11 protein-coding genes are annotated in these 12,726 nt (G+C 61.0%); 5 read left to right on the top strand and 6 right to left on the bottom strand.

Annotation, left to right across the window (positions count from 1 at the left end; translation table 11 throughout):
• Window positions 1-92: 92 nt before the first annotated feature.
• The 5 genes from C7123_RS05400 to C7123_RS05380 all read left to right on the top strand — a co-directional run bounded on the left by C7123_RS05400 (window position 93) and on the right by C7123_RS05380 (window position 7,762).
• Window positions 93-1,382: a ComEC/Rec2 family competence protein gene (locus tag C7123_RS05400; protein WP_069176051.1), complete on the top strand. Its 1,290-nt coding sequence runs from the start codon at window positions 93-95 to the stop codon at window positions 1,380-1,382.
• 652 nt (window positions 1,383-2,034) lie between these two features.
• Window positions 2,035-3,636 (top strand): CTP synthase, encoded by a 1,602-nt coding sequence (locus C7123_RS05395; RefSeq protein ID WP_069176436.1) that lies wholly within the window; start codon window positions 2,035-2,037, stop codon window positions 3,634-3,636.
• Window positions 3,637-3,756: 120 nt separating this feature from the next.
• Window positions 3,757-5,715: a membrane protein insertase YidC gene (yidC, locus tag C7123_RS05390; RefSeq protein WP_069176050.1), complete on the top strand. Its 1,959-nt coding sequence runs from the start codon at window positions 3,757-3,759 to the stop codon at window positions 5,713-5,715.
• Between the two features lie 246 nt (window positions 5,716-5,961).
• Window positions 5,962-6,708, top strand: coding sequence for a 3-deoxy-manno-octulosonate cytidylyltransferase (gene kdsB / locus C7123_RS05385; RefSeq protein WP_069176049.1), 747 nt, complete (start codon window positions 5,962-5,964; stop codon window positions 6,706-6,708).
• Between the two features lie 412 nt (window positions 6,709-7,120).
• On the top strand, window positions 7,121-7,762 hold the full coding sequence (locus C7123_RS05380; protein WP_237269281.1) for an AlbA family DNA-binding domain-containing protein: 642 nt from the start codon (window positions 7,121-7,123) through the stop codon (window positions 7,760-7,762).
• 2 nt (window positions 7,763-7,764) lie between these two features.
• Here C7123_RS05380 and C7123_RS05375 read toward each other — a convergent pair whose 3' ends face one another.
• The 6 genes from C7123_RS05375 to C7123_RS05345 form a co-directional block, all read right to left on the bottom strand.
• Window positions 7,765-8,448 carry a 2-C-methyl-D-erythritol 4-phosphate cytidylyltransferase gene (locus C7123_RS05375; protein ID WP_069176047.1) on the bottom strand — a complete coding sequence of 228 codons (684 nt, stop codon included), beginning with the start codon at window positions 8,446-8,448 and terminating at the stop codon, window positions 7,765-7,767.
• Window positions 8,432-8,632 carry an exodeoxyribonuclease VII small subunit gene (xseB, locus tag C7123_RS05370; protein WP_037981668.1) on the bottom strand — a complete coding sequence of 67 codons (201 nt, stop codon included), beginning with the start codon at window positions 8,630-8,632 and terminating at the stop codon, window positions 8,432-8,434. Before xseB ends, C7123_RS05375 begins: the two co-directional genes overlap by 17 nt.
• Before the next feature lie 30 nt (window positions 8,633-8,662).
• On the bottom strand, window positions 8,663-10,051 hold the full coding sequence (gene xseA / locus C7123_RS05365) for an exodeoxyribonuclease VII large subunit (RefSeq protein ID WP_069176046.1): 1,389 nt from the start codon (window positions 10,049-10,051) through the stop codon (window positions 8,663-8,665).
• The gene (locus C7123_RS05360; RefSeq protein ID WP_069176045.1) at window positions 10,048-10,776 is read right to left on the bottom strand and encodes a DNA alkylation repair protein; all 729 of its coding nucleotides are present in this window, start codon (window positions 10,774-10,776) and stop codon (window positions 10,048-10,050) included. Before C7123_RS05360 ends, xseA begins: the two co-directional genes overlap by 4 nt.
• Window positions 10,773-11,351, bottom strand: coding sequence for a nitroreductase family protein (locus tag C7123_RS05355; protein WP_069176044.1), 579 nt, complete (start codon window positions 11,349-11,351; stop codon window positions 10,773-10,775). Before C7123_RS05355 ends, C7123_RS05360 begins: the two co-directional genes overlap by 4 nt.
• A gap of 685 nt (window positions 11,352-12,036) precedes the next feature.
• Window positions 12,037-12,687: a hypothetical protein gene (locus C7123_RS05345; protein ID WP_159049843.1), complete on the bottom strand. Its 651-nt coding sequence runs from the start codon at window positions 12,685-12,687 to the stop codon at window positions 12,037-12,039.
• Window positions 12,688-12,726 lie beyond the last annotated feature (39 nt).

Genomic DNA, 12,726 nt, shown 5'->3' with positions numbered 1-12,726 from the left:
GAGAGATCGTCCGAGAAGGGCCTCGGACACTTATCCCGCAAAACAATAACACAACGCGGCGGGCCGACGCCCCGCGGAAAAGAGAATCGAGCATGATCGAACGCGATCATAACGAATGGAATAAGCGACCTCTATCGAGGCCGCTTTTTTTGTGGATTGTCGGAACCCTTTGCGAGGTCTGCTACCCGCTCCAGTACTTGTCTTTCGCCTTGCTGGTTCCTGCCATTGCGGCGCTTGTGTGTAACCGAGGGAGACGGTCGGCACCGCGCGAGCTGCGGCTCGAGACACCCTACATTTGGGGTGCGATCTTGACTTTCGTGGTCCTCTTTCTGGCCATACAGCGGACCGCGCTGGCTGAGCGGCACCTTGACGATCCGAGGCCTGCGCCGACGGCATGGCGACGGGCGGCGCACGCTGTGCAAGGACACATCGTGGAACGCCTCGGGCAGCTGCGCCTTTCGCCCGACGAGCACGCTGTACTGGCCTCGATCACCGTCAACGACCGTAGCGGCATGACGCGTGATTTGCGCCGCCGGTTCTCGACCGCTGGCGTGGCACACCTCTTAGCCGTCAGCGGCTTTCACGTCGGACTGGTCAGCGGCGCGCTTGCCCTGCTACTCGGTTTTCTGCCGCCGACCATGCCCTGCCGACTCTTCCGTTGCGGACTGATGATCCTCGTCGCCTGGGCCTACGCCGCCGTGTCGGGCCTTTCTGCACCGGCCGTCCGAGCGGCCACGATGCTCACCATCTACCTCATTGGCGTGGCCCTTCGCCGCACCCCCGAGCCATACAACACGCTGTTCGCCTCTGCTTTGCTGATGCTTTTCGTCGATCCCTTCAGCCTCTTCGACGTCGGGTTCCAGCTCACCTTCGCCGCCGTCTCATTCATCCTTCTGCTCACGCCCCGCATAGCCTGCCTCATCGATGTGCGCCGCCGGTGGATCGCCCTCCCTTGGCGACTCGTGGCCGTCAGTCTGGCTGCTCAGGTCGGCACCTTCCCGCTCTGTTGCTACTATTTCGGCCGCATCTCCCTCGTTTTTCTCTTCGCAAATCTCTTCCTCGTGCTGTCCGCCACGCTGCTCATCCCCATGGCCCTCGTGTGGGTCGCGCTGCCCGTTGGCACGCCCGGGAGCTTCGGATTGCAGAGCGCGGTGGAGCGCCTGACGCACACGCTCGTCGCCGTCGTCGATCGGTTCAGCCTCCTCCCTGCGGCCGGTGCCCCGATGCGCTTCGACCTCGTCCTGCTCATCGGTTCCTACGCCGTCCTTCTCTTGGGCATCCACGCTGCGACCCGCGGCAGTCGACGGACGCTTTTCGCCTCTCTTGGCGGGACGCTTTCCCTCATCATTTACACCCTTGCGCAGCATCAGTTTGGAGGGTGACAGACACTCGTTTCCCGGATAAAAACAGGGCGGAGGCGCTGTCGGATTGGGTTCCGGCAGTGCCTTTTTTGTTTTTAGGTTCAATCAAATGCGTTTCGGCCTACTCGCTCCGTTCTTTGCCCCTTTGATCGTTCCAGCCCCCCTCTTCATCGTTAACGCGAGTTCGGCGTGGGCAATCCTATCGCTTACGATTTCCTGAGGAAATGAGTGAGTAAGTGAGCTGCCGATTTCCTGAGGAAATGAGCTGAAAAAGTTTGTGGCGGCCGATTTCCTCAAGGAAATGAGCTGAAAAAGTTTTGTGGCGGCCGATTTCCTGAGGAAATGAGCCGAAAAAGTTTGTGGCGAGCGATTTCCTGAGGAAATGAGCTGAAAAAGTTTGTGGCGGCCGATTTCCTGAGGAAATGAGCCGAAAAAGTTTGTGGCGGCCGATTTCCTGAGGAAATGAGCTGAAAAAGTTTGTGGCGAGCGATTTCCCGAGGAAATGAGCTGAAAAAGTTTGTGGCGAGTGATTTCCTGAGGGGAAATGGGCTGAAAAAGTTTTTGGCGGGCGCAAGCGGGGAGGGCAGGCCGCGCGTATGGGGACTTTTTGCGTTACTGGCTTAGTTTTTAGATCCCTCTATCTTTGCCCGCCGTTAAAATGAAAGGAATAATTGTGGCAAATACGAAGTACATTTTTGTGACAGGCGGTGTCGTTTCGTCCCTTGGTAAGGGCATCGTCTCGGCGTCGCTGGGCAAGCTGCTGCAGGCGCGTGGCTACCGGGTGACGATCCAAAAGTTCGACCCTTATATCAACGTAGATCCGGGGACGCTCAACCCCTATGAACACGGCGAGTGCTTCGTCACCGTCGATGGGCACGAGACGGACCTCGACCTCGGGCACTATGAGCGCTTCCTCAACCTCCCCACCACCCGCGCCAACAGCATCACCACGGGCCGCATCTACCAGAGCGTCATCGACAAGGAGCGCCGCGGGGACTACCTGGGCAAGACGGTGCAGGTGATCCCCCACATCACGGACGAGATCAAGCGCAACGTCAAGCTGCTCGGAGCCAAGAACCAGTTTGACTTCGTCATCACCGAGATCGGTGGCACGGTGGGCGACATCGAGTCGCTGCCCTTCATCGAGAGCGTCCGCCAGCTGCGTTGGGAGCTGGGACGCGACTGCCTCTGCGTGCACCTGACCTACGTGCCTTTCATCGCCGCCGCGAAGGAGTACAAGACGAAGCCCACGCAACACTCCGTCAAGCAGCTCCAAGAGCTGGGCGTGCAGCCCGATATGCTCGTCTTGCGTACGGAGCACGAGCTCAACCCCGAGATCCTGCGTAAGGTGGCCCTCTTCTGCAACGTCTCGAAGGAGGCCGTCATCCAGTCCGTCGACGTGCCCACCATCTATGAGGTGCCCCTCATGCTGCAACGCCAACGGATGGACTCCATTGCGCTGGAGAAGCTCGGCCTCGAAGTCGGCCCCACGCCGGAGCTGAACCCGTGGAAGGACTTCCTCGACCGGAAGAAGCGCGCCACCGACGTGGTCCGTATCGGGCTCGTGGGCAAGTACGTCGAGCTGCAAGACGCCTATAAGTCGATCGACGAATCGCTGCTCATCGCCTCCATTTATAACGAGCGCAAGCTCGACCTGCGGCTCATCCATTCGGAGAAGATCAACGACGCGAATGCGGCCGAACTGTTGGCCGATATGGACGGCGTCGTCATCGCTCCGGGCTTCGGGCAACGGGGTGTGGAGGGCAAATTTGCCGCCATCCGTTACCTCCGCGAGCACGACATCCCCACGCTCGGTATCTGCTTGGGTATGCAGTGTATGGTCATCGAATTTGCCCGCGATGTGCTTGGCCTTGAGGGAGCCAACTCCACGGAGATGGATCCACAGACGCTTCATCCGGTCATCGACCTTATGGAGGATCAGAAAAACGTGGTCAACATGGGCGGCACCATGCGCCTCGGCACGTACGACTGCACCCTGCGCCCCGGCTCACACATCTGTGCGGCCTATGGCAAGGAGCACATCCAGGAGCGCCATCGCCACCGCTTCGAGTTCAACAACGAATACAAGGACCGCTTCGAGGCTGCCGGTATGCAGTGCGTGGGCGAGAACCCCGACACGGGGCTCGTCGAGGCCGTCGAAGTGAGTGGCCTGCGCTGGTTCGTCGGCGTGCAGTATCACCCGGAATATACCAGCACCGTGCTCAGTCCTAACCCGCTGTTCATGGGATTCATCAAAGCCGCAATCAACAAATAGAGGGTAGAGATGAGAGGGTAGAGGGTAGCCTCTTCTTCTAACTACTACTAACTACCGCGGCGCAGCCGCATAACTATCGGAGGCATAGCCTCCATAACTACTCGAATAAAGAATATGTCAATGGATAAGAATACAGTGATCGGTTTCATACTGATCGGGGTGGTGCTGGTGCTTTTCGTCTGGTTCAACCGCCCGAGTGAGGAGCAGATCAAGGCGCAACAACGTTACAACGACTCGGTGGCCCGAGTGGAACAGGCGGCCTTGGCTCAGATAGACCAAGCGAAGGCCACGGCCGATCTCGCTCCGACAACGGCCGCGGACACCGTCGGCCTGCCCGACTCCGTGCGTGAGGAGCGCTTGCGCGGCACATACGGTGCCTTTGCACGCGCCGCTGTCGGTACGGAGGAGTTTGTCACCCTCGAGAACGACAAAGTGGAGGTGCGCATCAGCACCAAGGGGGGCCGTCTCTGCTACGCCCGATTGAAGGAATACACCACTTACGACAAGCAGCCGCTCGTGCTCTTCGACGGCTCGGACGAGTCGGCTCTCAACCTGACGATGATCACCGCCAATCAGCGCGTCATCAACACGGCCGACCTCTACTTTACGCCGATCAAGGGTGCCGACGGTCGCTCAGTCACCATGCGTCTCGACGCAGGCGACGGTGCGCACATGGACTTCACCTACTCGCTCGCTCCGGACGATTACATGCTGCGCTACACGATCCTCGCAGCCGGCATGAATGGCATCCTCGCTCCCTCTACCCGCTCGCTCGACCTAACTTGGACGCAGCACGCGCGCCAGCTGGAGCACGGTCGGAAGTACGAGAACCAGTACACGGCCCTTTACTATAAATACGTGGCCGACGATGTGGATAAGCTGAGCGAGACGAAGGATGCCGACAAACAGATCTCCAACCGCCTGAAGTGGATCGGCTACAAGAACAAGTACTTCGCCACGGTGCTCATTGCCGACGATGCCTTCACGGCTTCCAAACTCGAGTCGCGCTTGACGCCCGACGCAGACACGGCGCATCTGAAGACCTTCACGGCCATGACGAGCGTCGACTTCGACCCGTCTCGCCCCGACACCATCGGCTTCAACTATTTCATCGGCCCGAACAAGTACAAACTCCTCGGCGCCTACGATAAGGGTCGCGACAAGGCCGACCGCCTCTCGCTTGACGAGCTCGTGCCGCTGGGCTACAAATGGGTGCGCCCCATCAACCGCTACTTCATCGTGCCCATCTTCGACTACCTCGGCCGCTTCCTCACCAACTACGGTGTGATTATCCTCATCCTTACGCTCATCGTCAAGCTGGTGCTCTTCCCGCTGACGTACAAGTCGTACATGTCCACCGCCAAGATGCGTGTGCTGCGCCCGCAGGTGGAGGCGATCAACGCCCGCTACCCGAAGCAGGAGCAGGCGATGGATCGGCAGAAGGCCACGATGGAGCTATACAGTCGCGCCGGGGCCAGCCCTATGAGTGGTTGCTTGCCGATGCTGCTCCAGATGCCTATCCTCATCGCGCTCTATTGGCTCTTCCCGACGGCCATCGAACTGCGTCAGCAGCCGTTTCTCTGGGCCAAGGACCTCTCGACGTTCGACGCCGTCATCTCGTGGGATGCCAACATTCCGCTCATCAGCGCCTTCATGGGTAACCACATCAGCCTCTTCTGTCTGCTGATGACGATCGTCAACGTGGTCTACTCCAAGATCAACATGAACATGAGCAACACCGGTCAGCAACAGATGCCCGGCATGGCCATGATGACGTACATGATGCCCGTGATGTTCTTCTTCATCTTCAACCAGAACGCCGCGGGGCTGAGCTACTACTTCCTCATCTCTACGCTGATCACCATCCTGCAGACGGCCTCGTTCCGCTACTTCATCAACGAAGACAAGCTGCTGGCCAAGCTCGAGGCGAACAAGAAGAAGCCCCGCAAGCGCGGCAGCTTCATGGAGCGCATGGCCGAGATGCAGAAGAAGCAGCAAGCCGAGTTGGAGCGTCAGCAAAAGCAACGCAGCAACCAGCGGCAAGCGCAGAACACGAAGCGGCAAGAGCGCAAGCGATAATTCTTTATGTAGGGGCGTATCGAATACGCCCCCCAAACATTCCGCAAGGAATGAATGCACAACATGCGTTCGCCCTCTTTCGGGGCGTTGGGGGGCGTCGCGCGATACGCCCCTACTTGTAACTCCCCCTGACTACCGCGGCGAAAGCCGCATAACTCCCCGGCCGAAGGCCGATAACTCCTTCTGACTACCGCGGCGAAAGCCGCGTAACTACCCGGTCGAAGGCCGATAACTACTTATATCCCCATGCACTTCCTTGGCATCATCCCCGCGCGTTACGCCTCGACGCGCTTCCCCGGCAAACCGCTGGCCGACCTGGGCGGTAAACCCATGATTCAGCGCGTCTACGAACGCGTACGCCCCACCGTGGACGAGCTCTGGGTGGCCACCGACGACGAACGTATCCGTCAGGCTGTCGAGGCTTTCGGCGGCGACGTCGTCATGACCTCCGACACGCACCGCAGCGGTACCGACCGCTGCCGCGAAGCCTGCGACAAGGTGGGCGCCACGGCCGACGTGGTGATCAACATCCAGGGCGACGAGCCCTTCATCCGCCCCGAGCAGATCGAACAGCTCAAGCGTTGCTTCGACGCCCCCGACGTGCGCATTGCCACGCTGGCCAAAGCCTTCGACCCCGACGGCGACTTCGAGCAGACGCTCTTCAACCCGAACACGCCCAAGGTGGCCTTCGACATCCACGGCGACGCGCTCTACTTCAGCCGCTCCATCATCCCCTACATCCGCGGCACCGTGCACACCGAGTGGCTCCGACGTCATACCTTCTACAAGCACATCGGCCTCTACGCCTACCGCGCCGAGACACTCCGCGCCATCACCCTGCTACCGCAATCGTCGTTAGAGAAGGCCGAGAGCCTCGAGCAGCTGCGCTGGCTCGAAAACGGCTACCGCATCCGCGTGGCCGTCACCCCCTACGACACCGTCGGCATCGACACCCCGGACGACCTCGCCCGCGCCGTCGCCCTGCTCGGCTGAAGACGGGTTGTTGACCGCTCACCCCATGGTTTGAAGCGGAACCGGCCCCCGATTTGAGCCAAACCAATGGTTTGAAGCCAGACCGGCCTCCGATTTGGGCCAAACCAATGGTTTGGAGTGAAACCGGCCCCCGATTTGGGTCAAACCAATGGTTTGAAGCGAAACCGGCCCCTGATTTGGGCCAAACCAATGGTTTGAAGCCAGACCGGCCCCCGATTTGGGCCAAACCAATGGTTTGGAGCGAAACCGACCCCCGATTTGGGCCAAACCAATGGTTTGGAGCGAAACCGACCCCTGATTTGGGTCAAACCAATGGTTTGGAGTGAAACCGGCCTCCGATTTGAGCCGAGACACGCCGCTGAACCCATGCGCACCCGCAGCCGCCCGTTTTCCACTTTTAGTTGAAATGAACATGCACCCCCTCGAAGCCCTGATCGCAGAAGGCGAACACCAGAGGCAAGACTTCAAGTTCGAAATCAGCGACAGTAAGAAGATCGCCCGCACCCTCAGCGCCTTCGCCAACACCGACGGCGGACGGCTGCTCATCGGCGTAAAGGACAACGGACGCATCGCCGGCGTACGCAGCGAGGAGGAGTATTACATGATCGAGGCTGCCTCCGAGCGCTACACCCGCCCCGCGGTGCCCTTCACCGCCCGACGGTGGGAGGTCGGCGGACGCACGGTGCTGGAGATCGATATCGAGCGCGGCCCTGACCGCCCCTATCTGGCGCCCGATAAGGACGACCAATACGTGGCTTACCTGCGCGTGGCCGACGAGAACCGTCCGGCTGACCCGACCCTGGTGCTGGCCTGGAAGAAGCTGCGCCGCCCCGACGGCCGACTCTTCCGCCTGACTCGTCCCGTCGAGGCGCTGTTTCGCCACCTCGAGACGCACCCCAGCGTCTCGCTCTCCGAGTTCTGTCGCCTGGCGCACATCCGCCGCCCGGTTGCCCGCCACATCCTCAGCGACCTCCTGGCCATCGGCACCCTCCGCTACACCTTCCTCCCGGACGATGGCCGCCTCGTCTACAGCCGCGCCGAGGCGGAGGAGTAGGATCACTCCCGGCGCATCAGTTGCTCCGCGAGGAGGAGATCCATCGGCGTGGTGAGCTTGATGTTCTCGCGGTTGCCGGGGACGAGGCGGACAGCCATGCCGGAGGCTTCCACCACGGAGGCGTCGTCGGTGAAACGCGGATCGTAGGGCAGGCGATAGGCAGCGCGCAGCACGTCGGCGCGGAAGACTTGCGGTGTCTGTACCACGCGCAACCGTGCGCGGTCGAGGGGCCGACTGCCGCCGTCGGCGTCCACCTCGCGCACCGATTCGACCACGGGCACCACGGGCACGGCCGCGCCACCGTCAGCCGCCGCAGCAAAGCAAGCAGCGATGACCGACGGCGCCACGAGCGGACGGACGCCGTCGTGCACCGCGATCAGTCCGTCCGACGCAACGGCGTCGAGTCCGTTCCGCACGGAATGGAAACGTGTCTCACCACCGGCCACCACGTGGTGAATCCGGCCGAAGGCATCCGCCTCACATAGCCGCTTCCACGTATCGATTTGGTCTTCGGGCAGCACCACGATGAGGTGCGCCGACGCGTCCCAGCGGTCGAACGCCTCGAGGGTGTGCATCAGCACGGGCCGGCCGGCCAGCTCGAGGAACTGCTTCGGCTGCGGGCCGCCCATACGTGTGCCGCGTCCACCGGCCACGATGAGGATGGTGTGCTTACTGGTCAAGCTCATCGAGGATCTTCTTTACCTCCTCGTCAGCCTTGAGGAGCTTGTCTTTGCATAGTTGGATGAGCCGCCCGGCCTCCCGGACTTTGGCGGAGAGGACGTCGACGTCCAGCTCTCCGCGCTCGATCTCTTCAATGATCTGCCGCAGACGGGCCACGGCGCTGTTGTAGGTTGCTTTTTCTTCTGACATGGGTTGTGAAACTAAATGTGAAATCATTGCTTAGACAATCCGCCCTTCCCGCTCGCCGTCGGCAAAGCGGATGGTGACGGTGTCGCCGGGGGAGAGCATAGCGGCGCGTTTGACGATGACGCCGTCGCGTAGGGTCATCGTATAGCCGCGCTTGAGGAGCACGTCGGGCGAGGCCAGTCGGATGTGCTGCTCGCTCAGCTCGAGGTCGTGCCGGCGACGCATTAGCAGACTGTCCGCAGCGCTGCGGAGGCGCTCCGGCAGGGCGTCGATGCGTTCGCGATGACGTGCTATGCGTTGCGGGACGGCGGCAAGGCGCGCCGAGAGCCGATGCCACTCCGTGCGCCGTCGCTCGATGAGCTGGGGGACGGTCGCGAGGCGTGCCGAGAGTCGGAGCCACTCCGCGCGCCGTCGCTCCACGTGTCCCGAGACCAAGAGTGGAAAGCGTGCGACGACGCTGCGGAACGTCTGCTGTTCCCGCTCGATGCGAGCCGTGGCCACCCGATAGAGGCGGTCGCGCAGATCGTTAATATCAGCCAGCTGAGTCGCCATGCAGTCGATGAGAAACGCGGCCACGGCCGTCGGTGTCTTGAGTCGCGTATGGGCCACGAGGTCGACCACCGTGTCGTCGCGTTCGTGGCCGATGCCGGTGATGATGGGCAGGGGGAACTGTGCGCAGTTGGCGGCCAAGGCGTAGGAGTCGAAGCTGCTGAGGTCGGCCGTGGAGCCACCGCCGCGGATGATGACGACGACGTCGAAGGCCTCGCGGACGGCATAGATGCGATCCAGCGCGGCGATGATGCTCGCCTCCGTTCGCTCGCCCTGCATGAGGGCGGGGTAGAGCCGGACGTAGAACGGGAAGCCATACTCGTTGCCGAGCAGCTGGTCGGTGAAGTCCTCGTAGCCCGCGGCCGTGGCGGACGAGATGACGGCGATGCGTTGCGGCCGTGCTGGGAGTGACAGGGCGCGGTTGAGGTCGAAGACGCCGTCGGCTTGCAGCTGCCGGATGATCTCTTTGCGCCGCCGCACCAGGTCGCCCACCGTGAACGAGGGGTCGATGTCGTGGACGGTCAGGGAGAGGCCGTACAGCTCGTGGAAGTCCACGGCCACGCGCACGAGCACCTTCAGCCCCGACGTGAAGGGGCGGCCCGTCTCCTCCTCGAAATAGGGGCGGATGACGGCGTACTGCTGGGCCCAGATCGTGCCGCGTGCTCGGGCGGCCACCTGCCCGGTGCGTTCGTCCTTTTCGATAAACTCCAGATAGCAGTGGCCCGAATAGCTATTTACGCGCACTTCGCTCGTCTCGGCCCGCACCCAATACGTCTCGGGTAGGGCGTCGCGCAGGGCCTGCTTGATGTTGCGGTTCAGCTCCGTGAGTGAGAGGATGCTCGCTGGATCAATGGTATCAAAGAGATCAGTCATGCGTGCTCTAACGTCTTACCGAGGTTGAGGAATGCCTGCCGATCCTCGGCCGGGAAACGCTCGATGGCATAGCGGAGGGTGGTGCGGGGAAGGCTGTGGATGTGTGTGCGGAGGAAGTCACAGAGGGCGACGATGTCGCGTTTGCCGGCCTCACGGAGCAGCCAGCCATTGGCTTTGTGCATGAGGTCGTGCGGGTGGGTGAGGTTGCGGAGGGCCAGCTCGAAGGTCAGATCCGTGTGCCCCTGCCGCAGCCAGTACATGGTGGCGACGATGGCGATGCGCTTGTCCCACATCCGCTCGGAGTCAGAGAGGCTGCGGAGGAGGTCGGCGTCGTTCGTGTCGAACGTCTCTCGGCCGAGGATCTTATACGCCGTCAAGTCCACCAAATCCCAGTTGTCGATGTGCGTGCGATGCCGCAGATAGAAATCGGCCGTGGCCGCACGTACCGCCCGCGTCCGGGTTCGCTCATATCGCTCCACAAGCATTAGCAGACAGCAGAGGCGCACCTCGTGGAAGTCGCTCTCAAGCAGCCGACACAGATCCTCGTCGCCCGCCTTGGCATAATACCTACGCGCCACGCTGCGCACCCCTGGCACGGGCACCCCGAGGAAGCGATCGCCCTCGCCATACTCTCCCGGGCCGGTCTTGAAGAAGCGCGCCAAGTCGGCCGCCTTTCCGATGGATCCGAGGGCTTGCAGTTCGCGCTGTATCTCGTCCGTGATCATGGCTCCTCCTTCCAGATCAGCTCCTCGACGGCGCGCTTCGGCACATGGTGCACGCCCGCGGCATCGCGCCAATAGCGGTAATCGCCGTCGGGCGACATCGGCTCGATGACGGCGGTCTCTCGCGGCCGTCCGATGGCCAGCACGGTGCGCACTTCGAGATAATCAGGCAGTCGGAAGTCGGCCTGAATCTGTTTGGCATTAAAGGCCTTGATGATGCACCCGCCTAGGCCGCGCTCGGCGAGCGAGAGCAGGATGGCGAGAGCCTGGATGCCGTCGTCGCAGTAGGGATCGCGGACGATGCGTGTGTCGAGGAGTTGGATGAGGTATGCTGCGGGTCGTTCGCCCTCGGCCGGTCCACCCCAGTCTTTGAGGTAGGCCGCCCAGCGGAGCGTGGGGAAGAGCCGATCGCACTCGTCGCGCTCGGTGACGAGGCGGTACTTCAGCGGTTGAGCGTTGCGCGCCGAGGGACAGAGTCGTGCGGCATCAATGGCCGCGGTGAGCACGTCGGCGTCGAGGCGTTCGTCCTCGTAAAAGCGCCGGAAGCTCCGGGTTTGTAGCAGTAAATCTTTCAGCATGATGGGTGTGACAAAAAATGAGGTGGCAAAGCTAAGCGCCGGATCTGGATCCATCTCGTTCGGAGTCGAGCGATCGATTCGAGGCACTTGCTTGGTGCGTTTTACTACCCGCACAGCGTGCAAGCCCCGAAAGGCGCCAGGGGCGCCGGCCAAGTTTGCAGGCGACATAGGATAACTCACTCGGGTTTTGCTACCCGCACAGCGTGCAAAGTCCGAAACCCGCCGAGTTTTGCTACTCGCACGGCGTGCAAGCCCCGAAACCCGTCGGGTTTTGCTATTCGCACGGCGTGCAAGCCCTGAAACCCGCCGGGTTTTACTACTCGCACGGCGTGCAAAGTCCGAAACCCGCCGAGTTTTGCTACTCGCATTGCGTGCAAGCCCGAAACCCGCCGGGTTTTGCTATTCGCACGGCGTGCAAGCCCCGAAACCCGCCGGGTTTTGCTATTCGCACGGCGTGCAAGCCCCGAAACCCACCGGGTTTTGCTATTCGCACGGCGTGCAAGCCCCGAAAGGTGCCGGGGGCACCGGCCAAGTTTGCAGGCGACATAGAATAACTCACCCGAGTTTGCTACTTGCACAGCGTACAAAGACAAAAGAATCCCCGCCGGAAGGGATCCGACGGGGATTCGTGTCCTCTTTTCCGAGGGGAGAAGGGCTGTCTCTTCCCGTTGTGCTGCGCTCTTGTTTACAGCTTGTCGTAATTCATGCTGAACTCACCGGGCACAACGGTACCGAGAGTCTTCAGGCGGCCGTAGTCAAAGTGCTTCTGGCGCGTTTCGGACTTCTTCGTGCGGTCTTCGTAGATGATTGTCTGGGTGGAGAAGTTTACGCTCGTGACCTCGCGCGGCCATTTACTCCCCTTGTTACACACCTCTCGATCCCAACCGATGAGCTCGAAGTGGCCGTTTTGGAAGCGGAATTTGAAGTGCTCGTAATACTCGAAACCTTGTTTGCCGGGCAGGAGGAAGTCGATGCGGAGCACATTGTTGCGACTCTTATCTTCAGACTTATCGATGCTTAGCTCTTTAAAGGCTGTTTTATTGCCTTTGGGCCAGATGAAGCGGCCGTCGTCTTGCCTGTGCAGGACGTATTTGCGGCTCTTCTTCTGGCCGAAGGCGATGACGAGAACACGCTTTTTAGACTTTTTGTTTCGCAAGACGAAGACTAAGTCTTTGATCTTGTCACCATTCAGGTCTTCCTTCGTGGCGTTGAAGTACACACGCCACCCGTCAGGGGCAAAGTCGCTTGCGGAGTTGGCCTCTTTGGGCAGCTTCAGGTCCTGTGCGGCCATTGTTCCAGCGAACAATAGCATAGCCAATGCAATTAGTCGATTCATAGATGTGTAGTTTGTTAAGAGTGAGTGTGTGGATGATTA

The sequence above is a fragment of the Tannerella serpentiformis genome, assembly GCF_003033925.1.
GTDB classification, from domain to species: domain Bacteria; phylum Bacteroidota; class Bacteroidia; order Bacteroidales; family Tannerellaceae; genus Tannerella; species Tannerella serpentiformis.
The sequence above is the reverse complement of the archived record's forward strand: the minus strand, read 5'-3'. Positions and strand labels throughout refer to the sequence as shown.

Coding starts and splice junctions, on each gene's coding strand:
- C7123_RS05400 (WP_069176051.1), top strand. CDS start 93: ATGATCGAACGCGATCATAACGAATGGAATAAGCGACCTCTATCGAGG.
- yidC (WP_069176050.1), top strand. CDS start 3,757: ATGGATAAGAATACAGTGATCGGTTTCATACTGATCGGGGTGGTGCTG.
- kdsB (WP_069176049.1), top strand. CDS start 5,962: ATGCACTTCCTTGGCATCATCCCCGCGCGTTACGCCTCGACGCGCTTC.
- C7123_RS05380 (WP_237269281.1), top strand. CDS start 7,121: ATGCACCCCCTCGAAGCCCTGATCGCAGAAGGCGAACACCAGAGGCAA.
- C7123_RS05375 (WP_069176047.1), bottom strand. CDS start 8,448: ATGAGCTTGACCAGTAAGCACACCATCCTCATCGTGGCCGGTGGACGC.
- xseB (WP_037981668.1), bottom strand. CDS start 8,632: ATGTCAGAAGAAAAAGCAACCTACAACAGCGCCGTGGCCCGTCTGCGG.
- xseA (WP_069176046.1), bottom strand. CDS start 10,051: ATGACTGATCTCTTTGATACCATTGATCCAGCGAGCATCCTCTCACTC.
- C7123_RS05360 (WP_069176045.1), bottom strand. CDS start 10,776: ATGATCACGGACGAGATACAGCGCGAACTGCAAGCCCTCGGATCCATC.
- C7123_RS05355 (WP_069176044.1), bottom strand. CDS start 11,351: ATGCTGAAAGATTTACTGCTACAAACCCGGAGCTTCCGGCGCTTTTAC.
- C7123_RS05345 (WP_159049843.1), bottom strand. CDS start 12,687: ATGAATCGACTAATTGCATTGGCTATGCTATTGTTCGCTGGAACAATG.